Annotated in this window: 15 protein-coding genes and 1 pseudogene; 6 read left to right on the forward strand and 10 right to left on the reverse strand. The window is 68.8% G+C overall.

Annotated features, from left to right (window positions below; translation table 11 throughout):
* Positions 1-82 precede the first annotated feature (82 nt).
* The 3 genes from ACZ5Y9_RS12735 to ACZ5Y9_RS12745 are packed head-to-tail and all read right to left on the reverse strand — an operon-like array spanning position 83 to position 4,449.
* Positions 83-1,906, reverse strand: coding sequence for an ABC-F family ATP-binding cassette domain-containing protein (locus ACZ5Y9_RS12735; RefSeq protein WP_464471497.1), 1,824 nt, complete (start codon positions 1,904-1,906; stop codon positions 83-85).
* Position 1,907: 1 nt separating this feature from the next.
* Entirely contained in the window at positions 1,908-2,675 is a 768-nt protein-coding gene (locus tag ACZ5Y9_RS12740) for an alpha/beta fold hydrolase (protein WP_464471498.1), read from the reverse strand.
* 46 nt (positions 2,676-2,721) lie between these two features.
* Positions 2,722-4,449, reverse strand: a complete 1,728-nt coding sequence (locus tag ACZ5Y9_RS12745; protein ID WP_464471499.1) for an alpha/beta hydrolase-fold protein — start codon at positions 4,447-4,449, stop codon at positions 2,722-2,724.
* Positions 4,450-4,469: 20 nt separating this feature from the next.
* Here ACZ5Y9_RS12745 and ACZ5Y9_RS12750 point away from each other — a divergent pair, with 20 nt between their 5' ends.
* Positions 4,470-6,083, forward strand: coding sequence for an HNH endonuclease signature motif containing protein (locus ACZ5Y9_RS12750; RefSeq protein ID WP_464471500.1), 1,614 nt, complete (start codon positions 4,470-4,472; stop codon positions 6,081-6,083).
* A gap of 194 nt (positions 6,084-6,277) precedes the next feature.
* On the opposite strand, the gene ACZ5Y9_RS12755 is transcribed toward ACZ5Y9_RS12750, so the two are convergent.
* Positions 6,278-7,573, reverse strand: a complete 1,296-nt coding sequence (locus tag ACZ5Y9_RS12755) for a glycoside hydrolase 5 family protein (protein WP_247624870.1) — start codon at positions 7,571-7,573, stop codon at positions 6,278-6,280.
* A gap of 50 nt (positions 7,574-7,623) precedes the next feature.
* Positions 7,624-8,658, reverse strand: a complete 1,035-nt coding sequence (locus tag ACZ5Y9_RS12760) for a LacI family DNA-binding transcriptional regulator (RefSeq protein WP_464471501.1) — start codon at positions 8,656-8,658, stop codon at positions 7,624-7,626.
* 128 nt (positions 8,659-8,786) lie between these two features.
* On the opposite strand from ACZ5Y9_RS12760, the gene ACZ5Y9_RS12765 reads away from it, so the two are divergent.
* The 5 genes from ACZ5Y9_RS12765 to ACZ5Y9_RS12785 are packed head-to-tail and all read left to right on the forward strand — an operon-like array spanning position 8,787 to position 15,480.
* Positions 8,787-10,070 (forward strand): ABC transporter substrate-binding protein, encoded by a 1,284-nt coding sequence (locus ACZ5Y9_RS12765; RefSeq protein WP_464471502.1) that lies wholly within the window; start codon positions 8,787-8,789, stop codon positions 10,068-10,070.
* A gap of 17 nt (positions 10,071-10,087) precedes the next feature.
* A complete protein-coding gene (locus ACZ5Y9_RS12770) occupies positions 10,088-11,020 on the forward strand; it encodes a carbohydrate ABC transporter permease (protein ID WP_247624873.1) in 933 nt (310 codons plus the stop codon).
* 19 nt (positions 11,021-11,039) lie between these two features.
* Complete coding sequence (locus ACZ5Y9_RS12775) at positions 11,040-11,891, forward strand: carbohydrate ABC transporter permease (RefSeq protein WP_247624874.1); 852 nt, start codon at positions 11,040-11,042, stop codon at positions 11,889-11,891.
* On the forward strand, positions 11,888-14,206 hold the full coding sequence (locus ACZ5Y9_RS12780) for a glycoside hydrolase family 3 protein (protein ID WP_464471503.1): 2,319 nt from the start codon (positions 11,888-11,890) through the stop codon (positions 14,204-14,206). Before ACZ5Y9_RS12775 ends, ACZ5Y9_RS12780 begins: the two co-directional genes overlap by 4 nt.
* On the forward strand, positions 14,194-15,480 hold the full coding sequence (locus ACZ5Y9_RS12785) for a glycoside hydrolase family 125 protein (RefSeq protein ID WP_464471504.1): 1,287 nt from the start codon (positions 14,194-14,196) through the stop codon (positions 15,478-15,480). Before ACZ5Y9_RS12780 ends, ACZ5Y9_RS12785 begins: the two co-directional genes overlap by 13 nt.
* A gap of 109 nt (positions 15,481-15,589) precedes the next feature.
* Here ACZ5Y9_RS12785 and ACZ5Y9_RS12790 read toward each other — a convergent pair whose 3' ends face one another.
* The 5 genes and pseudogenes from ACZ5Y9_RS12790 to ACZ5Y9_RS12810 all read right to left on the reverse strand — a co-directional run bounded on the left by ACZ5Y9_RS12790 (position 15,590) and on the right by ACZ5Y9_RS12810 (position 21,552).
* On the reverse strand, positions 15,590-16,042 hold the full coding sequence (locus ACZ5Y9_RS12790) for a hypothetical protein (RefSeq protein ID WP_247624877.1): 453 nt from the start codon (positions 16,040-16,042) through the stop codon (positions 15,590-15,592).
* A gap of 271 nt (positions 16,043-16,313) precedes the next feature.
* Positions 16,314-17,435: a substrate-binding domain-containing protein gene (locus ACZ5Y9_RS12795; protein WP_247624878.1), complete on the reverse strand. Its 1,122-nt coding sequence runs from the start codon at positions 17,433-17,435 to the stop codon at positions 16,314-16,316.
* A gap of 59 nt (positions 17,436-17,494) precedes the next feature.
* A complete protein-coding gene (gene mmsB, locus ACZ5Y9_RS12800) occupies positions 17,495-18,850 on the reverse strand; it encodes a multiple monosaccharide ABC transporter permease (RefSeq protein WP_404598431.1) in 1,356 nt (451 codons plus the stop codon).
* Positions 18,847-20,328: pseudogene (gene mmsA / locus ACZ5Y9_RS12805) on the reverse strand (multiple monosaccharide ABC transporter ATP-binding protein); the annotation flags it as partial. The pseudogene mmsA and the gene mmsB, both read right to left, overlap by 4 nt.
* Before the next feature lie 192 nt (positions 20,329-20,520).
* Positions 20,521-21,552, reverse strand: a complete 1,032-nt coding sequence (locus ACZ5Y9_RS12810; protein WP_464471505.1) for a LacI family DNA-binding transcriptional regulator — start codon at positions 21,550-21,552, stop codon at positions 20,521-20,523.
* Between the last annotated feature and the right edge of the window lie 46 nt (positions 21,553-21,598).

The following is a 21,598-nucleotide window of genomic DNA, read 5'->3' on the forward strand; positions in this document are numbered from 1 at the left end:
AGGTATTCCCGCAGCATCGAGATCGCCAGGTACTGACGGTCCCTGGTTCGCACGCCCGGTTCCGATGCGGGTCGGGCGGGCGTCAGCCGATCTGCTCGGTGAGCTCGAACCAGCGCAGCTCGAGCTCTTCGATCTCGGCCTCCTGCGCGCTGATCTTCGACATCTTCTCGCCGAGACCCGCGTAGTCGGCCTGGTCGTGCTCCGCGAGTGCGTGCTTGGCGGCATCCACCTGCTGGGTCAGCTTCTGGATGCGGCGCTCGAGGGAGGAGACCTCCTTCTGCGCGGTGCGCAGGGCGGCACCGTCGAGAGCGGATGCCGTCGACGCGGCCGCGCTCGTCGCGGCCTTCACCGCCTGGCCCTTCTCGGCGTTCGAGGTCTGGAGGTGGCGCAGACGCAGGTACTCGTCGACGCCGCCGGGCAAATGACGCAGGTGCGCGTCGAGGATCGCGAACTGCTGGTCGGTGACGCGCTCGAGGAAGTAGCGGTCGTGGCTGACCACGAGGAGGGTGCCCGACCAGGAATCGAGGAGGTCTTCGATCGCGGCGAGCATGTCGGTGTCGAGGTCGTTGGTGGGCTCGTCGAGGATCAGCACGTTGGGCTGGTCGAGGAGCACGAGCAGGAGCTGCAGGCGGCGCTGCTGGCCACCCGAGAGGTCCTTGACCGGCGTCGAGAGCTGGGCGGACGAGAAGCCGAGCCGCTCGAGGAGCTGTCCGGGCGTGAGATCCTGCGCCTTCGAGCCGGCGCCGAGCGTGTACGAGGTGCGCAGGCCCGAGATGATCACCCGCACCGGGTCGTTCCAGTACTGGTCGAGTTCGTCGAGGCGCTGCGTCAACGTCTGCACCTTCACGGTCGTGCCGCGCTTGACGCGGCCGACCGTCGGCTCGACGGTTCCCGAGATGAGGCCCAGCAGCGTGGACTTGCCCGCGCCGTTCACGCCCAGGATGCCGGTGCGCTCGCCCGGAGCGATGCGCCATTCGACATCGCGCAGCACCGTCTTCTCGCCGCCGTCGACGGTCGGGTACGTCACGCCCACGTCGAGGAGGTCGACGACGTCCTTGCCGAGCCGCGACACGGCGAGCGACTGCAGCGACACCTTGTCGCGGATCTCCGGCACGTCGGCGATGAGCTCGTTGGCCGCGTCGATGCGGAACTTGGGCTTGCTCGTGCGCGCGGGGGCGCCGCGGCGGAGCCACGCGAGCTCCTTGCGGGCGAGGTTCTGGCGCTTCGCCTCGGTGGCGGCGGCCATGCGGTCGCGCTCGACGCGCTGCAGGATGTACGCCGCGTACCCGCCCTCGAAAGGCTCGACGATGCGTTCATGCACCTCCCAGGTCTCGGTGCAGATCTCATCGAGGAACCACCGGTCGTGGGTCACGACCATCAGGGCGCCCGAGTTGGTGGCCCAGCGCTTCTTGAGGTGCCCGGCGAGCCACGTGATCGCCTCGACGTCGAGGTGGTTGGTCGGCTCGTCGAGGGCGATGACGTCCCAGTCGCCGGCGAGGAGGCGGGCGAGCGAGACGCGGCGGCGCTGACCACCGCTGAGGGAGCCGATCTCGGCATCCCACGGGAGGTCGGTCAGCAGCCCCTCGATCACGTCGCGGGTGCGAGCGTCGCCCGCCCACTCGTACTCGGGGGTGTCGCCCACCACGGCCTGACTGATCGTGAGGTCGTCGGGGAGCGTGTCCGCCTGATCGAGCACGCCGATCGTCGTTCCGCCGCGCACCGTGACGCGACCCGAGTTCGGTTCCTTGATGCCCGCGAGCATGCCGAGCAGGCTCGACTTGCCGTCGCCGTTGCGGCCGACGATGCCGATGCGATCCCCCTCCTCGATGCCGAGCGTCACGGAGTCGAAGACGACCCTCGTCGGATATTCGAGGTGCAGGGCCTCGGCCCCCAGAAGATGTGCCATGTCACTGTCCAGGGTAACCGGGTGCGCGGGGCTCGAAGACCTCGGGGAGCGCGGAGACGAACTCGTCGAGGTGGCCGTACCAGGGCGTGTGGGCGGCACCGCGGATCCGGCGGACATCGATGCCGGCCTCTTCCCATCGGCTCGCGGCATCATCGGAGACGAAGCGGCTGGGGTCGGCGACGACGGCGATCGATCCGGGTGGCGGCTGCTCGTCGACGTTCGCGCCGCACGAGATCGACGCCGACGTCGCGGGGTCGAAGAGCTGGGCGGCGCGTGCTTCCCGCTGCGCAGCGGCGACCGAGTACCCGGGGCGCTCACGTAGCGCCTCGACGGTGCGCGACGCGGCGTCCGCAGCGTACTGCGCCGTGAGGGCCGCGTGGTCGGCGCCCCCGGCGAAGCCGAGAGCGGCGTCGACGAACACGGCGAGACCGGACTCGAGCGCAGGAGCCGCAGCGGCGAGTACGGTGCCACCGTACGAGTGTCCGAGCGCCACGGCGGGTGGACGACGCAGGTGCGTCTGCACGGTGCGCACGACGGATGCCGCGGCGCGCGCGACCGTGAGACCCGGGTCGCGCGGCGAGCGGCCGTGGCCCGGGAGGTCGATCGCGACGACGCGCCAGCCGTTCGCGGCGAGGAGCGGAACGAGATCGTGCCAGCTCTCGGTCGATCCCATGAGTCCGTGCAGCAGGACGATGCTCCCGACATCGTGCTCGCGTGTGCTGTCAGCGGCCTGGTGCGTCGGCAGCGTGATCTCGGCGTGCAGAAGCATCCGTCGAGTCAATCACGGCGTCGGGTCGATCACGGCGTCGGGTCGATCACGGCGTCAGGTCGATCCCGCTGCGTCGCCGGCGGGCGAGCAGCGCGGCCCCTCCCCCGAGGAGCACTGCGGCGCTCGCGGCGAGGGCGATCGGGGCGATGGTCCCGGCGTCCGCTCCCGTGTCGGCCAGGCGGTCGCCCGGAGCGGTCGCGCCGCCGGACGCCGCCGCGACGACCTCGACCGGCGCCCAACCGATGAGGGCGCCGTCGGTGGCGTAGACGGCGACGCGGTGCGCCCCGAGCGCGGCATCCGTCGGAACGATCGCCTGCACGACGCCGGCAGATGACGCCGTGAGCGTGCCGAGGTGGGCGGGGTCGGAGAAGAGGCCGAGGTGGGCGGGGTCGGAGAAGAGGCAGACGTCGACGGTTGCGCCGGCGAGGTCGGTCCCGAGCGAGAGATCGAAGGGCGACCCCTGCGCGACGGTGGCCGGTGCAGTGACGGGGCCGCGGTTGTCGTCGGTGAGGTCGTCGGCGGACGGGGTGGCGGGCGCCTCCGGGGCGACCGTCACGGTGAGCGTGGCGGGCGCGGTCGCGGACTCGCCCACGGCGTTGGTGAAGACCGCGCGATAGCGGGTGCCGGAGGCGGATGCCGGGACGGCGTCGATCGTGAGGGTGGGGGCGGCGGCATCCGGGATCGTCACCCAGTCACCGGCATCCGGCAGCTGCGTCTGCCAGATCACCGTGGGTTCGGGGGTTCCCGTCGCCGCGGCGGTGAAGGTCGCGGTCGCTCCCGCGGGGATCTCGGCATCCGACGGCTGCGTGACGATCTGCGGGGCGACGTCCTGCTGCTCCGGCAGGGACGTTCCCGGAACGTCGGTGCCCGGCGCTGCGTAGATGAATCTCAGGCCGCGGCTGAACGCCGCTCCGATCACCGAGAGGTGGGTCTCGTCGTCGAAGACCGTGGCGCCCAGTTCGAGTCCGTCGTAGGCGCGGGCGGCGAGCGTGCGCGCGAAGCTCGTCATGTCGCTGGTCATCGGGAACCCGGAGGTCGTCTCCTCGAGCTCTCCGACCGAGAGGAAGACGCGCGCGTCGAGCGCGTCGTGCGTCCCGGCGTAGTCGGCCTCCATGTCGAGGATCGTGCGGTCGTCCCACCAGATCGAGGGGCTCGCGATGACGAACCGGTGGAAGAGTCCGTCGTTGTGGAGCAGTGCATAGGTGGCGAAGAGACCGCCGAAGGAATGGCCCATGAGTGCGCGGTCGCCGGGGTCGGCGCGGAACTCGCTCTCGATCTGCGGGACGAGTTCGGATCTCAGGAAGTCGAGGAATTCGGGAGCACCGCCGGTCGGCACGTCGGCCGTGATCTCGGTCGGGGTGAGATCGAGGGTGCGGCGCACTCCGGAGGCCGCGAAGCCCTGGCCGGGGTCGTCGTACCCGATGCCGACGACCATCGTGCCCGGCGCGTTCAATCGGGCGGTCTCGACGGCCATCCCGAACTCGGCGTTCGCATCGGTGACGTAGAGGACGCGGTACGGATCGCCGTTCTCGTCGTAGTTCGCCGGGAGGGCGACCGAGATCTTGTAGTCGCGGCCGGCGGCGGAGGTGGTCGTCCACGTCTGGACGTCGCGGATGAAGTCGTCGGGGCTTTCGTCCGAGGCTGCGACGGTGTAGGTGATGGGTGGGGAGGACGACGCGGGTGTGTCGGTCGCGGCGGCGAGCGACAGGGTCGCGCCCGCCGTGAGTGCGATCGCGGTCGGGATGCCGAGCAGTCGGCGGAGGTCGAATCTCATGTCGTTTTCCCCTTCATCGGATGCCGCTGGATACCGCTGGATACCGCCGGTGGGAAGCCACGGTAGAGGTGGCTGCACTCGTCGGACATGTGAGGTCGGCCCAGAGCTGCGGTGCGGCGTTGTGGGGAACCTCCGGTCCGATTGGCGACGATTCTTCGTCTATATGTTCGAATGTCGGTGGTCTGTGGTGGGCTGTTCGCATGACGGAACTGCTCGACGCAACGAACTCCCAGACGGCGATGATCGCCGATCTGGTGGGCTCGGTGCGGGCGGTCGAGGGGACGATCGCTCGGCTGTCAGCCGTGCGCGACGGGATGCTCGCCGTCGCCGCTCGCGTCGCGGTCGACATCGCACGGCAGGCGGCGCATCCCGATCACGGCGACATGGCCCTGCGGGCGGTGGCGGCGGAGATCGGGGCGGCAGTGCGGGCGAGCGACCGTACGATCGAGCGGCGGATGGACGAGGCATCGTGGGCGGTCGAGCGATTCGCCGAGGTGTGGGCGGCGCAGGGCGCGGGGCGGATCAGCGCCGCCCACGCCCGGGTCATCGTCGACGCGGGCGCACATCTGGACGACCCGGCCGATCGGGCGCGGTATGCGGCGCGAGCGGTGGAGGCGGCGGTGGTCGAGTCGCCGAACAGGCTGCGGCGGGTGGCGCGGCGGATCGCGGAGCAGTACCAGGCCCGCACCGTCACCGAGCGTCACCGCGACGCGCGGGAGTTGCGGCGGGTGTGGGTGAAGGACCTCGACGACGGGATGGCCGAACTCGGGATGCTCGGGCCCGCCGTCCTCGTCCACGGAATCCACGACCGGCTGACGCGCATGGCGCGGACGATCACCGTGGAGAACGGGCGGGCCCGGAAGGCGGCGAAGGGGACCGCCCCGGACATCGACTCTCCCGCCGACACGGACATCGACTCCCCCACCGACACGGACCTCGACTCCGACACCCGCACGACCGATCAGCTGCGCGCCGACCTGCTCGCCGACATCGCACTCACCGGCGCTCCGACCGGGCACGACACGGAGGCGGGACTGCTCGGCGAGATCCGCGCACGGGTAGAGATCACCGTCCCCGTCCTCACGCTCATGGACGACGACACCGGCGGCCATAACGGCGGTAGCGCCTCCGGCGCACCTCCGGCAGAGCTCGACGGCCGCTCCCCCATCGACACCCGCACCGCACGCCTCCTCGCAGGCGACGCGACCGGCTGGGAACGGGTGCTCACACACCCGATCACCGGCGCACTCCTCGCCGTCGACCGCTACCGCCCGTCGGATCAGCTCACCCGACACCTCCGGGCTCGCGATCAACGCTGCCGCTTCCCCGGCTGCAACATCGCCGCACGACGATGCGACATCGACCACACCCACGCCGCGTCCGACGGCGGTGAGACCTGCGCCACCAACCTCGCGCACCTCTGCCGACGACACCACACGCTCAAACACCACTCGCTCTGGCGCGTCCAACACCGACGCCCCAGGGAGGACGACGTCGGGCTCCATCTCGAAGGCGGACGAGCAGATCAGAGCATCAGAACCACCGGCGATCTCGTCTGGACCAGCCCGACCGGAACGATCTACATCGACCGCCCGCCTGAACAGAACACGGTCAGGTTCACCGACAGCCGGTGAATCGCCCTCCGGTGCGATGCCAACGGGCGCGATGTCTTCCGGCACTATGCCGTCAGGCACGATGCCCTAGACGCGATCCCCGCAGACGCGCTGCCCTCAGGCACGACGCCGTCAGGCGCGGTGCCGTCAGACGCGCTGCCCTCCGGCCCTCCAGCGCGACGCCGTCAGGCACGACGCCGTCAGGCACGACGCCGTCAGGCGCGCTGCGCGACCTCGACGACGGTGTCGATTCCGCGAGCGGCGAGAGCGGCGGCATCCTGAGCGGTGCGCGAGGTGACGACGGTCACGGGCTCGCCCTGTTCCCGCAGCTCGTGCCAGCGCTCGAACACCCGCCCGCCGGGGGCGAGGTCGGTGCGCGAGAGCGGAAGGTCATCGGCATCCACGTCGATCACGACGCCCACGGTGCGCGGCATGACCGGAGAGTCACCGGCACCGGCAGCATCCGCCCGCGCCTGAGCGACCAGCTCCGCGAACCGCCGACCCAGCGGCTTGACGACGTTCTCGGTGTCGAGCAGTCCGAGCGAGTACTCGAGATCCTTGTAGTCCCCGAGCGAGCGCGACACGTCATGCGAGCACCACCACGTGATGCCGTAGAGGCCCTCGGTGGTCAGCGCCGCCTCGACCGTGCGCGAGGCGAACTCGGGCATCTCGTCGTCGGCGAGATTCATCGACGGTGCACCCACCTCCTGCAGCCACACCTTGCGCTGCGGATCGGTCGCGAACGCCTTCGAGAGCTCGATCATCCACTCGGCGTGGCGAACCGACGGCGACGAGAGGCCGCCGTAGCGCGCCGCGGTGCCGTTGAAGATCCACGAATGCACCGTCGTGACATCACCGAGACGGGACGCGTGCTCGGGCAGGAACGGATGCCCGTCGCGGTACCAGAGGTGGTCGTTCTCGCTGTGCGCGATGAGGTGGCGTGGATCACGATCGCGCGGCGCCCCCAGCAGGCTCTCGAGCCAGTGCGTGATCTGGGCGCTCTCGGCGGGCATCGCGGCGGGGTTGGGCAGCTGGAACTGATTGAGCTCGTTGCCGAGCGTCAGACCGATGAGGTTCGGCTTGTCGCGCACTGCATCGTAGACCGCGGCGACGAGCGCCGCCTGCGCCTGGATCGCCTTCTCGTCGGTGAACATGTTGCCGTCGTGCCAGTTGACCAGCCACGCCGGCACGAAGTCGAAGCCCGACATGTGGCCCTGGATGACGTCGACAGCGATGTCGAGCTCGAACTCGGCCGCGATGTCGGCCACGAGAGCGATGTCGTCGAGCGCCTTGCGGCGGATGAGCGTCCGGTTCGGCTGCAGCACGGGCCACAGCGGGAACACCCGCACATGATCGAGCCCCAGCCCGGCGAGCGCCTCGAAGTCCGCGCGCACGACATCGGCGTCGATCCCCATCCACTGGAACATCCAGTCCTGGGAGGGCGTGTAGTTCGCCCCGAAACGCGGTGCATCGAAACGCGGAGCATCGGAGCGCGGAGTGTTGTCAGTCACTGATCTGTGGTCCTTCTCGATCGTGGGCAGGAAGTCTCGGGGATCGGGGATCATGCATCCGTCGGCGCGGCGCCGCTCGATTCGCGCACGATCAGGCGCCGCGCCGACACGCTCTGCGACACGACGTCCTCGCCGCTCACGAGCTGTGCGAGCAGCGCCACGGCGGTGCGAGCGCTCTCCTCGACCGGGGCGTCGAGCGCGGTGAGCCGCGGGCGCACCAGGCTCGATACCCAGGAGTCCTCCCAGGCGATCACCGACAGCTGCTCGGGCACGCGCACACCGATCTCGGGCGCATGCGCGACGATCTCGGCCGCGAGGGCCTCGCTGTCGACGAGCAGGGCCGTCGTCGCTTCGGCGCGCGCCAGCAGATCGGCCACCGGATCGGATGCCGCGCGCTCCCAGCGCAGCACGAGCGAGGTCATGCCGCGCTTCTCTGCGGCATCCACGAATCGACGATCACGATCGCGGGCGTGCACGAGACCGGGCGAATCGCTCACGCGCGCGACGGCGCGGTGGCCGAGACCGTGAAGGTGCTCGAGCACCTCCTCGTACGCGGCATCATCGTGCACGGTCACGGCCGGCACGGCGTCGTCGACCGGCGCTCCGAGCAGCACGGCGGGTGCGCCGAGCTCGCGAACGAAGCCGATGCGGGGGTCGTCGTCGCGGAGGTCGACGAGCAGGAACGCATCCACTCGCTGCTCGCTCCACCACTCGCGGTACACGCGCTCCTCGTCGTCGGCGCGCACGAGGGTGAGCGAGAGCGACCATCCGATCTCGGCGAGCGGTTCGGTCAGGCCGGCGATCAGCCGCATGAAGAAGGGATCGCGCTCGAACGTGTCGCCCGAGCGGGCGATCACGAGGCCGAGGCTGCGTCCACCCTGACCGCTGACCTTGCGGCTCGCGTAGTTCGGACGCCAGTGCAACTCGTCGGCCGCCTGACGGATGCGCGCGGCCGTCGCCGCAGACACGTTGGGCCGGCCGTTGAACACGTGCGACACGGCGGAGGGCGACACCCCGGCGCGCGCGGCGACCGCTGCGATCGTCGCGCGGGCGGGCTTCTTCTCGTTCGTCACCTTCTCGCTCACACCACCGAGATTAGGGTGTTGACCCTCCGTTGTAAAGCGGTATACATTAATCGCACGTTGACGTGTACCGCTTTACAAAGCGCGCCGCGACACATCCATCCGTAGCACTGCAGCTCTCAGGAGGGCTCATGACCGAAGGCATCAGCAGGCGCACCTTTCTCGGGGCGGTGATCGGAGGGGGCGTGATGATCCCCCTGCTCACCGGATGCGGCCCCCTCATGCCGACGTCCAGCGCGGTCGGCTCGATCTCCGTGCACACCCAGCTCAGCGGCGCCGTCTCGGGCGCCCAGGTGTTCTCGGACGTCGTCGCCGCCTACTCGCGGGCGAACGATCGTCCCGTCGCCCTCCTCAAGAACGGCTCCGACCTGCCGATCGTCTTCGAGACCAGCTCGCTGGCCGGCAAGGAGGCCGACATCGCGATGGTCAACCTGCAGGGACGCACGCTCTCGTGGACCCGCCTCGGTGCCACCATCCCGGTGCAGGATCTGCTCGACGAGTGGGGCCTGCGCGACAAGATCATCCCCGAGGCGCTCGAGGAATGGACGGATGCCGAGGGCAACCTGCGCGCCTTCCCGTTCACTCGCACCAACTGGCCGGTCTCCTTCAACACGGGGCTCCTCGACGAGGCCGGCGTCGGCATCCCGACGACCTCGGACGAGTTGATCGCCGTGGCCGACGCACTGCGTTCGAAGGGCATCGGCCCGGTGACCGTCGGTGGCTCCGACTGGAGCGGCCAGAAGATGTTCCTGCAGATCCTGCAGGGCTTCCTCACCCGTGACGAGGCGAAGAAGGCGTTCTCCTCTGGCAAGCTCTCGGACTTCCCGGGCGCCGTGGCCGGCGTCGAGCACTTCGTCGAGCTGCGCGACGCGGGCGTGTTCGTCGACAACGTGCAGGGATACACGTCCGACTCCGAACTCACCCAGTTCAACACCCGCAAGGCCGCGATCGTCCCGGCGATGTCGTCGGCGCTCGCCCTCGTGCCCGCCGAACGCGCTGCCGAGGTCACGGTCGGCGGCTGGCCCGCCCCGTCGCGCGGCGGCGTCGTCGCCCATCCCACCGTCATCCAGAGCTTCAACGGCCACGGCATCTGGATCAGCGCGAACGGCGCCGAGAAGCTCGACCTGCTGAAGCCCTTCATCCAGAACCTCTACACGCCCGAGGTCACGAGCGACTTCATCCTCGGCTCCGGCCGCGACATGAGCCGGATCACCGATGTGGTCAGCCGCGACTTCCCCCTCGTCGCACAGGCCTCCCAGCTCACGACCGATCAGGTGACCCCGGTGATGCTGCCCGACCTGCTCATCCCCGACGCCGTCTTCGAGCCGATGATCCGCGCGACCGCGATGGCCTACGGCCGCGCCTCCGCCGACCAGATCATCGACACGTTCGAGAAGGCCTACGCCGCGGCCTGAGGGCCCGAGAGGACACCATGACCGCGCTCGCCCCCGCCCCCACGACCGAACAGCTCGTCACCGCCCTGCCCCCGAACCGACGCCCTCGTCGCTCGTCGTTGCGCGAGCGGTTCCCCGGCCTCGCCCTGCCGGCGCTCATCTGGTACGCCGTGTTCATGATCGGCCCCGTGGTCGCGATCTTCGTGATCTCGTTCCTGCGCTGGCCCGGCATGCTCGAGACACCGACCTTCGCGGGCTGGGACAACTTCCGCGCGGTGTTCGCCGATGCGACCTTCTGGGCCGCGCTCGGCAACTCCGCCATCCAGATCGTCGTCGGCCTGCCGATCATGATCATCCTCGCGTTCCTCCTCGCGTTCTACGTCGTGCAGAAGCCGCGCGGTCACCGCGTGCTCCGCTACCTGCTCTTCATCCCGGCCCTCATCTCCGCCCCGGCGACGGCGATGGTCTTCTACGCCATGCTCAACCCCGACGGCCTGATCAACGGCATCCTCGCTCCCCTCGGCCTGGGAGGGAACGCCTGGCTGGCCGACCCGAGCACGGCGCTCGGCGCGATCATCGCCGTCGAGCTCTGGAGCGGCATCGGCTACTCGGCGGTGCTGATCGCCGCGCGCCTCGACGGCGTCGACACCGAGATCGTGCAGGCCGCCCGCGTCGACGGCGCCGGAGACTGGCGGGTGGCGTGGCGCATGTACTGGCCGATCGCCCAGGACTTCATCGGCGTCGTGACGATGCTGCAGTTCCTGTCGCTGCTGTTCAACTCGGCCCAGACCGTGCTGCTGCTCACCCAGGGCGGCCCCGGCACCTCGACCATGACGCTGTCGTACCTCATCTACAGCAAGGCGTTCGTCGAGACGAACCTCGGCTACAGCCAGGCCGTCGGCGTCATCCTGTTCATCCTCGGACTGCTCGGCATGTGGCTGATCCGCCGCACACTGCGCGCGACCCACTGACCGGACGAAGGAGCATCCCATGGCATCACGCACCGTCCTCCCCCTCCGCGACCGGGTCGGATCGATCACGAGCGGCACGCTGGCCTGGCTGTACGCGGCCATCCTGATCATCCCCTTCTACTACTTCATCGCGTCGTCGTTCAAGACGAACGAGGAGATCTTCGAGTCGCCCCTGGCGCTCCCCACGAGCTGGGACTTCTCGAACTTCACCACGGCGCTGCGCCAGGCCGATCTGGGCCTCGCCGTCGCCAACTCCGCCCTCACGACCGTGGCCGCGCTGATCCTGACGCTGCTCCTCGCGCTCCCCGCCGCGTTCGCGCTGGCCCGTGCCACCGGCAGGATCGGCCGCATCATCGAGACCGTCTTCAGCCTGGGCTTTCTGATCCCCTCGTTCGCCGCGCTGTTCCCGACCTTCCTGCTGGCGGCATCGCTCGGCCTGTTCCACACGCGCACCTTCGTGGTGCTGCTGCTCCCGGCGACCGCGCTGCCACTGTCGATCGTCATCCTCACCGCCTTCATGCGCACCATCCCGCGCGAGCTCGAAGAGGCGGCGTCGATGGACGGCGCGACGACGCTGCAGGTGCTCCGCCAGGTCTACCTGCCGATCTGCATCCCCGGTATCGCGACCGTGCTGCTGCTGAACTTCCTCTCGTTCTGGAACGCGTACCTGTACCCGCTCATCCTCATCGGACCCGACACCGCCCAGCGCACGATCCAGGTGGCACTGCCGACCCTCAAGGTCGACGCGGGAACCGACTACGGTGTGCTGATGGCCGGAACCCTCCTGACCCTGCTGCCCGTCTATCTCGTCTACACCGTGCTGCAGAAGCAGATGCAGAAGGCGCTGGTCTCCGGGGCGATCAAGGGATGACGGGCTCTGCACATCTGCCCCTGCGCGAGCGCGTCGGCCAGATCAATCAGCGCCTCAAGGGCTGGGAAGCGGTGCGCTGGGCCGACGGCGCACCCCGCATCACCGACGTCCTGCGTCGCGAGGTCGACCGCTGGGGTGGGATCGGCGCGATCTACGGCGTACTGCGCGCCGACCCGTGGTCGCAGGTGCGGTGGAGCAACGGCATCCCGCCCGAGCACAGCGCCGAGGCCTATCGGGCCGTGCAGGAGTACATCGTCACGCACGGCGCGGGCCTGCCGACGCTGTTCGTCGAGGAGGTGCCGCACGGGCTCATGGCCCTCGGCGGCACGACCCTCCCCGTCAACCTGGCCCTCGGCGCGGGTATGGATCCCGCCCTCACCGAAGAGCTCGCGGCGCACGTCGCCGCCGAGACGCGCCTGCGCGGCGCGCACGTCGCGCTGGTGTCGGGACTCGACGTGCTGCGCGACCCGCGCTGGGGCCGCGCCGAAGAGTGCTTCGGCGAGGATCCGGCGCTCGCCGCCCTGCTCGTCGAGGCGACGGTGCGCGGGATGCAGGGCACGGATGCCGCGGCTGCAGCATCAGCGATCGCCCCCGACCGCGTCGCCGTCGTCGCCAAGCACCTGGCGGCGCAGGGCGCGGGCATCGGAGGCCGCAACGGCTCCGGCGCACCGATCGGGCGCCGGGAGCTGGGCGAGATCCATCTGCGTCCGGCATACGCCGCCGCCCGGGCCGGGGTCGCCGGCTTCATGGCCGCATACAACGACATCGACGGCATCCCCTGCAGTGCGAATCGTGAGCTCTTGACCGGCACGCTGCGCGAGGGGTGGGGCTGGGACGGCCTCGTGATGGCCGACGGCACCGCGATCGATCGTCTGCGCGACAGCGCCCCCGATCCGGCGACGGCCGCGGCGATCGCTCTCGCCGCGGGTGTCGACCTCAGCCTGTGGGACGAGGCCTTCACGCACGTCGAGGAGGCCGTCGATCGCGGCATCCTCGACGAAGGGGTCGTCACGCGGGCCGCCGACCGCGTGCTCGCACTCAAGCGCCGCCTCGGTCTGCTCGGGGAAGCCGACGTGCCGGCCGCGATTCCTGCCGACCCCGAGCGCGAGCGCGCGTTCCTCTCCCTCGCCGCGCGTGCCGCCGCCCAGTCCGTCGTCGTCGTGCACGACGCGGGGGCGCTCCCGCTTCCGGCTGCCGAAGATCGCGCGGATGCCGGCCCCGTGATCGCCCTCCTCGGACCGAACGCCTCGGACCTCGACGCCCAGCTCGGCGACTACACGCCCCCGCGTCCGGTCCCCGACCCGACCTCCTCCACCGTGCACTCCGCACTCGTCACCCGATACGGCGCGGAGCGGGTGCGCGTCGCGCAGGGCTCCACGCATCGCGGCGAACTCTCCGATCCCGCCGGCGCCCGGGATGCCGTGAGCGCAGCCCTCGACGGCGCCGACGTCGCCCTCGTGGTGCTCGGCGGTACGAGCCGCCGCAGCTACGACGACGAGTTCGCCGACAACGGCGCGATCGATGCGCCGGCACCCGACACCACCAACGGCGAGGGCGTGGATCTCGCGCACCTCGGGTTGCCGGACGCACAGCTCGCCCTGCTCCGCGCCGCACGCGCCTCGGGGGCACCTCGGGTGATCGCGGTCGTGATCGACGGGCGCCCGCGCCCGCTCGACGACGTCATCGCACTCTCGGATGCCGTGATCCTCGCGCCCTTCCCCGGTCCCGGCGGTGGAGAGGCGATCATCACCGCCCTGACCACCGGTGTCGGCGGAGGCCTGCTGCCGGCGACGCTCCCCTCCGCCGACGGAGTGCTGCCGGTCGCGCACGACGAGCGCCGCGAGACGGCGCGCGGCTACCTCGATGCACGCCACCCCGCCGGAGTGCTCTTCGGCACCGGCACACCGTCGACGGTCGAGGTCCGTCTGCGCCCCGCTGCTCCCGGCGAGTCCCCCACCGTCTCGACCGCCGACCTGCGCAGGGGCGAGCGTGTCACGGTCCTGATCGACGTCGCGAACGCCTCGGCATCCGAGATCTCCCTCGCCGTTCCTCTCTACGGGCGGCGGCACGAGCGCGGCATCCGTCCCCGACGTCGGACGCTGCTGGCGGTGACCCGGGTGACCGTCGCAGCGGGCGGCCGCACCACGGCCCCGGTCGACCTCGGACTCGACGCGCTGGGCTCCTGGGCGAGCGGGCGGCCCGAGGCCCTGCCCGCTGAGATCCTCGCGTGGACGGCATCCGCGCACGATCCCACCCACGACGCGATCACGATCCGCATCACCGACGAGGAGGGCCGCACCGGATGGACGAGCTGACGGCGTTCACGCCCGATGTCCGCACGCGGAATCTGATCGCGGACGCCGCCGACGGCGTGCGGCGCACCAGTGGTGAGCGCATCGGCGACCTCGTGGAGGCCGCCCTGCTGCGCACCCTCACCGAGACGGTGGGTATCGACCAGGAGGGGCGGGTGTTCATCATCACCGGCGACATCCCGGCGATGTGGCTGCGCGATTCCACGACGCAGCTCACCCCGTACCTGCGCTTCCTCGACCGGAGTCCGCAGCTCGCCGACCTGGTCGAGGGTGTGGTGCGTCGGCAGTTCGGATTCCTCGCGCACGACTCCTACGCCAACGCGTTCAACGACGGCCCCACCGGCGCCCACTACGACGCGGACGACGTCTGCGACGACCCCGAGGTCTGGGAGCAGAAGTACGAGGTCGACAGCGTCTGCTACCCGGTCTCGCTCGCCCACACGCTCTGGCGGCGCACCGGACGCACGTCGGTGTTCGACGACGGCACGCATGCGGTCCTCCGTGTGATCGTCGATCAGCTCCGCGCCGAGCAGCACCACGAGGAGTCCGCGTACCGGTTCGAGCGCGACACCGCGATCCCCACCGAGACGCTCCCCCGCGGCGGCCGCGGCTCCGCCGTCGCGCACACGGGGATGACCTGGAGCGGATTCCGCCCCTCGGACGACGCGTGCACCTTCGGGTACAACGTCCCCGCGAACCTCTTCGCCGCCCAGGCGCTGCGCGACCTCGCCGAGATCGCTCGCGAGGTGCTCCACGACGAGGTGCTCGCCACCGACACGCTCGCCCTATCCGACGAGTTGCGAGCCGGTGTGAGTACGCACGGGATCATCGACGGCCCCGACGGCGAGCCGATCTACGCGTACGAGGTCGATGGCCTGGGCGGCGCGCTCGTCATGGATGACGCGAACACCCCGTCGCTGCTGTCGCTCCCGCTGATCGCCCCCGAGGTGATCGACCGCGAGATCTGGGAGGCGACGCGTCGCGTCGTACTGAGCCCCGTGAATCCCTACTGGTTCGCGGGCACCGCCCTCCGCGGCATCGGCAGCCCGCACACCCGCGAGGGGCGCGTCTGGCCGATCGCCGTCGCCGTCGAGGGGCTCGTCGGCACTTCGGACGACCGCACCCGCCTGCTGCGCATGATCGCCGAGACGGATGCCGGCACCGGGCACGTGCACGAGAGCATCGACGTCGACGATCCCGCCGTTTTCAGCCGCCCGTGGTTCTCGTGGGCGGAGTCGATGTTCTGCGAGCTCGCGCTGCAGGTCGCCGAGGACTGAGCACCCGACGCACTCGCACACCCGTGAACGCACGAACCGCCCGGGTCGGATGACCCGGGCGGTTGTGTACGTCTCGACAACGCTAATGTGTCATCGATGAATCATAAGATCAGGCGGTGCAATTGGGGGCCCCCAGAGCAACCTTGGACAAGAAACCGGCCAGCGTGAATGGCCCAGCCCCCATGACAACGATGCCGAGCACCATTCCACCTGCAGTCTTTCCGAGCCAGATAACACACTGAACTTTATCTGCAGGCACGCTTGCCACCTCACCATTTCCGGAAAGGCTGATGCTATCTACCTGCTGTCCATTGATGTATTTCTGGAGATAGGACCCCTTGCAATCGCTGAGCGGCGCCCCACTCGCCATGGAATACGACGACCCGTCAGTGCCGAGACAGATGTACTCGTATTCACCCGTTGACGCGGGCTGAACGGCAGCGGATGTAGGGGACTGAACAGCGGTCGGTTCACTCTGCGCGCTGGCGGCGCTCGGCGCGACCAAGGTCGACAATGCGACGACGACGGCGGCCCCCCAGCCAATCAATGATTTCTTCTTCATGATTCCTCCGATCTCACCTCTTTGTGCGGATCACCGTCTTCGCGGCGGTTCACCCTCGGTAGATTTCCAACCCGTACACCCTTTGTCAACCCATCGAATTTGTGGATAAATTCATCGGCGGAAAATACCACCTTGTACACCGACACGGCACCCACGCATGAGGACACAGCTCCTCCGGCGGTGAGTTTCCTCCATATTCGCAGCGCGGTCCTCACGCCAACGAGCCGCCCACCCGAGGGGTGGACGGCTCGTTGGCGAATGCGGAGAACGCTTACTGGTACGACTTCACGATCTCGAGCAGGCTCGGAACGTTGGCGTAGGCCTCGGCGGCGTTGTCCTTGGTGACGATCACCGGGTCAAGCAGGTACGAGTCGACGATCTTGGCGCCGTTGTCGTAGGACTCGGTGTCGTTGACGTCGACCTCCTCGCCCTTCTGGAGCTGCTCGACCATCTTGATGGCCTGCGCCACCAGGAGAGTCGTGTCCTTGTTGATCGTGGAGTACTGCACACCCTCCATGATCGACTTGACGGACTCGACCTCGGAGTCCTGACCCGTGACGACCGGAACCGGCTTGCCGGCCTGCTGCACCGAGGTGATGATGGCGCGTGCGAGCGTGTCGTTGGGCGAGAGGACGCCGTCGATGACGGTGTCACCGCTGTACGAACCGGTCAGGATCGTGTCCATGCGGTTCTGGGCGTTCTCCGGGAGCCATCCCTCCGTCGCCGTCTGGGCGATTTCCGTCTGACCGGAGACAACCTTCAGCGTGCCGTCGTCGATCTTCGGCTGAAGGACATCCATCGCGCCGTCGAAGAAGACGGACGAGTTGGCGTCCGTCGCCGCGCCGGAGAACAGCTCGATGTTGTACGGAGCTTCGTGGCCCGCGTTCGCCTCGAGACCGTCCAGGAGCGCCTGCCCCTGCAGCTGGCCGACCTTGAAGTTGTCGAAAGCGACGTAGTAGTCGACAGCCTCGGTGTTCTCGATGAGACGGTCGTACGCGATCACGTACGCACCGGCATCCTTGGCCGCCTGCACCTGGGTGGCCAGCTGCTTGCCATCGTTCGCGCCGATGATGACGACCTTGGCACCGTTCTGCACCATGGCCTGGATCTGGTTCTGCTGTTCGGCGACCGTGTTGCTCGACGGCGCGTACTGCACGTCGGCCTTGAAACCCGCGGCTTCGAGTCCGTCGGTGAACAGCTTGCCGGCGAGCACCCAGTTCTCCGACGTCTTGTCGGGGAGTGCGACACCGATCGTCGAACCCGCTTCGAAGCCGCTGGTGGCCTCTTCGCCGCTGCCGGATCCGGTGTCACCGCCGCGCTCCGATGAGCAGCCGGTGAGGGCGAAGGCGCCCGCGACGACAAGCGCTGTCGCCGAAACAAGGATCTTCTTCATGTGATCTCTTTCTCTGGTGTGTGAAGGTCTGAACGCGCGTGGGCCACGCGATCGGACCCCTACTTTCCGCTCGTCTTGTCGACGGGTGGGGCTTGGTAGGTCTTGTTGGGCTCGAAGGTCTCTGTGGCGGGATCCACCTGACGGCCGAAGCGGCGCGTCATGAAACCGATGAGCGACGGGCGTCCCTGCTGCTTGTTCCAGACGTCGATGCCGACGGCGAGGAGCAGCACGATTCCCTTGACCATGGCGACGACGTCCGACCCCTGTCCGAGGAGGGCGAGGCCGTTGTTGAGGAACGCCATCACGAGTCCACCGATGATCGATCCGATCACGGTACCGATACCACCGGCGACGGCCGCGCCACCGATGAAGACCGAGGCGATCGCGTCGAGCTCCCAGCCGGTGCCGTCGTTCGGGCCGGAGGCCTGCGAACGGGCGACGAAGATCATTCCGGCGAGTGCCGCGAGCATCGACATGTTCATCATGACGAAGAAGTCGACCCAGCGGTCCTTGACGCCCGACAGGCGCGCGGCCTGGCGGTTGCCACCGACGGCGTAGATGTGACGACCGAAGACCGTCTTGCTCGTGATGAAGGTGTAGAGGATGACGAGGGCGAGGAGGATCAGACCCGGAACCGGGAAGCTCGTGCCCGGACGACCGGTCGCGAACATCCAGGCCGCGACGAGCACGACGAGCGAAAGGAGCACGACCTTGGTGATGCTCACCCAGAGCGGGGCGCTCTCCGATCCCATCTTGTGCTGCACGCGACGGGTGCGGATCTCGAAGAAGACCAGCCAGGCCACTGCCACGAGAGCGAGGAGCATCGTCGGGATGTTGAACGGCAGAGGCAATCCGATCTCCGGCAGATAGCCGGTACCGATGACCTGGAACCCCTTGGGGACGGGGATCGTCTGTGAGTCGCCGATGACCTGCTGCCAGCCGCGGAAGAGCAGCATGCCCGCGAGCGTCACGATGAACGCGGGAACTCCGACGTACGCCACCCACAAACCCTGCCAGGCGCCGACCGCGGCACCCACGGCCAGGCCGAGCAGGATCGCGAGCGGCCAGGGAAGGCTCCAGTCCTGCATGGCCTTCGCCACGATGATCCCGGTGAAGGCCGCCACCGAGCCGACCGAAAGGTCGATGTGCCCCATGATGATGACCATCACCATGCCGATCGCCAGGATCAGGATGAACGAGTACTGGTTGATGACGTTGATCAGGTTGCCCGAGGTCAGCGTCGCGCCGTTGGGCCCGTTGCGGATGAGCGTCAGGATCTCGAACAGCACGATGATGACGATCAGGCTGCCGAGGATTCCGAACTGGCGCAGGGTCGAGGTGCCACCGCCGCCGAACATCTTGGTGATGTCCTTGAAGTGGAACCCGCGCTTCGCGGTCGTGGTGTCGGTGGTCATGCGGATGCTTTCTGGGTTGCGGAGGTCATGCTGCGCATGAGGGCCTCGGGTGTCGCCTGGTCGGCCGGGATGCAGTCGGTGACCCGACCTTCGAAGACGGTGTAGATGCGGTCCGAGATGCCGAGCAGCTCGGGCAGCTCGCTGGAGATCACGATGACGCCCTTGCCCTGCGCCGCGAGCTCGTTGATGATCGCGTAGATCTCGTACTTCGCGCCGACGTCGATGCCGCGGGTGGGCTCGTCGAGGATCAGCAGGTCGGGGTCGGTGAACATCCACTTCGCGAGGACGACCTTCTGCTGGTTGCCGCCCGACAGCTTGCCGACGCCCTCCTCGACCGAGGGGGTCTTGATGCGCAGCGCCTTGCGGTACTGGTCGGCGACCGCGAACTCCGCACGGTCGTCGACGACGCCGCGCTTGGTGATCTTCGAGAGCTTGGCGGCGACGACCGATCGCTTGATCGTGTCGAGCAGGTTGAGGCCCAGCACCTTGCGGTCCTCGCTCACGTAGGCGAGGCCGTGCTTGATCGCCGAGGCGACGTCGGGCAGGGAGATCTCCTGCCCGTCCTTGACCATGGTGCCGCCGAGGAACGTGCCGTAGGAGCGTCCGAACATGCTCATCGCGAACTCGGTGCGTCCGGCGCCCATGAGTCCGGCGATGCCGACGACCTCACCACGGCGCACGTTGAGGCTGGAGCCCTTGACGACCATGCGCTCGGAGACGGTCGGATGCTGCACCCACCAGTCCTTGACCTCGAAGAACACCTCGCCGATCTCGGGGGTGCGGTCGGGGTATCGGCTCTCGAGCGAGCGTCCGACCATGCCGCGGATGATGCGATCCTCGTTGATCTCGCCGCGCGAGATGTCGAGGGTCTCGACCGTGCGGCCGTCGCGGATGATGGTGATCTCGTCGGCGATCTGCTCGATCTCGTTGAGCTTGTGGCTGATCATGATCGACGCGATGCCCTTGGCCTTGAGGCCGAGGATCAGGTCGAGCAGGTGCTGCGAGTCGTTCTCGTTGAGCGCGGCGGTCGGCTCGTCGAGGATCAGCAGCTTGACGTCCTTGTTGAGCGCCTTGGCGATCTCGATGAGCTGCTGCTTGCCGACGCCGAGGGTCTTGATCTGCACGTCGGGGTCTTCGTTGAGACCCACGCGGGCGAGCAGCTCGGTGGCGCGCTTCGTCTGCGCCTGCCAGTCGATCGTGCCGAAGCGGCGGATCTCGTTGCCGAGGAAGATGTTCTCGGTGACCGAGAGTTCCGGGATGAGCGCGAGCTCCTGGTGGATGATCGCGATGCCGGCGGCTTCGCTCGCCGCGATGTCCTTGTAGCGCTGCTCTTCGCCGTAGAGCAGGATCTCTCCGTCGTAGGTGCCGTACGGGTACACCCCCGACAGCACCTTCATGAGCGTCGACTTCCCGGCACCGTTCTCGCCGCAGATCGCATGGATCTCGCCGGCGCGGACAGTGATCGAGACGTCGGCGAGAGCCTTGACCCCCGGGAACTCCTTGGTGATGTTCTTCATCTCCAGGATCGGGCCAGACACGGTAGGCAACGTTGCTGTGGTGCTCACGGATCTTCCTCGCGACGTGCGGTCACCTTCGATGTGACCGTTCACATTGGTACATACAACTCCGGCGCACCGGGCCTGTCAAGTCCGGCGCGGATTTTCGTGTCGCTACCGTGACCTGCGCGGCGCGTGGGGCCCCGCGGACTCGCGATCGCGCACCGTGGTCTGGATCGGACCGAACTCCGGAGCCTGCTCCCCGCGGATCTGCGCGAGCAGGATCTTCACCGCGCGGCGCCCGAGTTCGGGGAAGTCCTGGTGCACCGTGGTGAGGGTCGGCGCCATGTGCGCGGCCACCGGTACGTCGTCGAACCCGACGACGCTGATGTCGTCGGGCACGCGCACCCCGGCATCGCGGAACCCGTGCATGAGCCCGATCGCCATGAGGTCGTTCGCTGCGAACACCGCCGTGAAGTCGCGCCGGCGCGACAGTTCCTGCCCGGCGAAGTAGCCGAAGTCCGCGGTCCAGTCGCCGCGGATCGGCGGGAAGGTCGGCAGATCGGCCTCGCGCAGGCCGTCGAGGTATCCGCGCATGCGCGACTCCGCCTCGATCCAGTCCTGCGGGCCGGCCAGATGCAGGATGTCGCTGTGCCCCAGGCGGATGAGGTGCTCGGTCGCGGCTCGCGCCCCGGCGACCTGATCCGCCGACAGACTCACCCCGTCCGACCCCGACGCGGTCTGCAGGGTGACGAACGGGAAGTCGACCGCCATCCCCCGCAGCACGTGGAACACGCGCACCTGAGGGGCGAGCACCACGATCCCGTCGACCTGTTCGCGCGCGAGCTGGCGCACGGCGCTGCCGATCGCCTCCGGCGTGGTCGCCGCGAGGTTGAGCGTCGAGACCGAGTACCCCTCCTCGCGGGCGGCATCCTCGATGCTCGCGATCGACGAGGTCGGCCCGAACTCCCCGATCGTGGCCGAGAGCACGCCGAGCATGTTCGATCTGCTCGTGACGAGCGCACGGGCGGCGAGATTCGGGCGGTAGTCGAGCACCGAGATCGCGTCGAGCACCTTCGCCTTCGTCTCGGGGCGGATGCTCGGATGATCGTTGAGCACGCGGGAGACGGTCTGATGCGAGACCCCGGCGAGACGGGCGACATCGCGGATGCTGGGCATCCGGGCGCGCTCGGAGGCAGTGGACATCACGGCCTCCTTGCATGTGCACCCTTATGTGCACGGTCACATCGTA

Source organism: Microbacterium sp. T3-8, assembly GCF_055398145.1.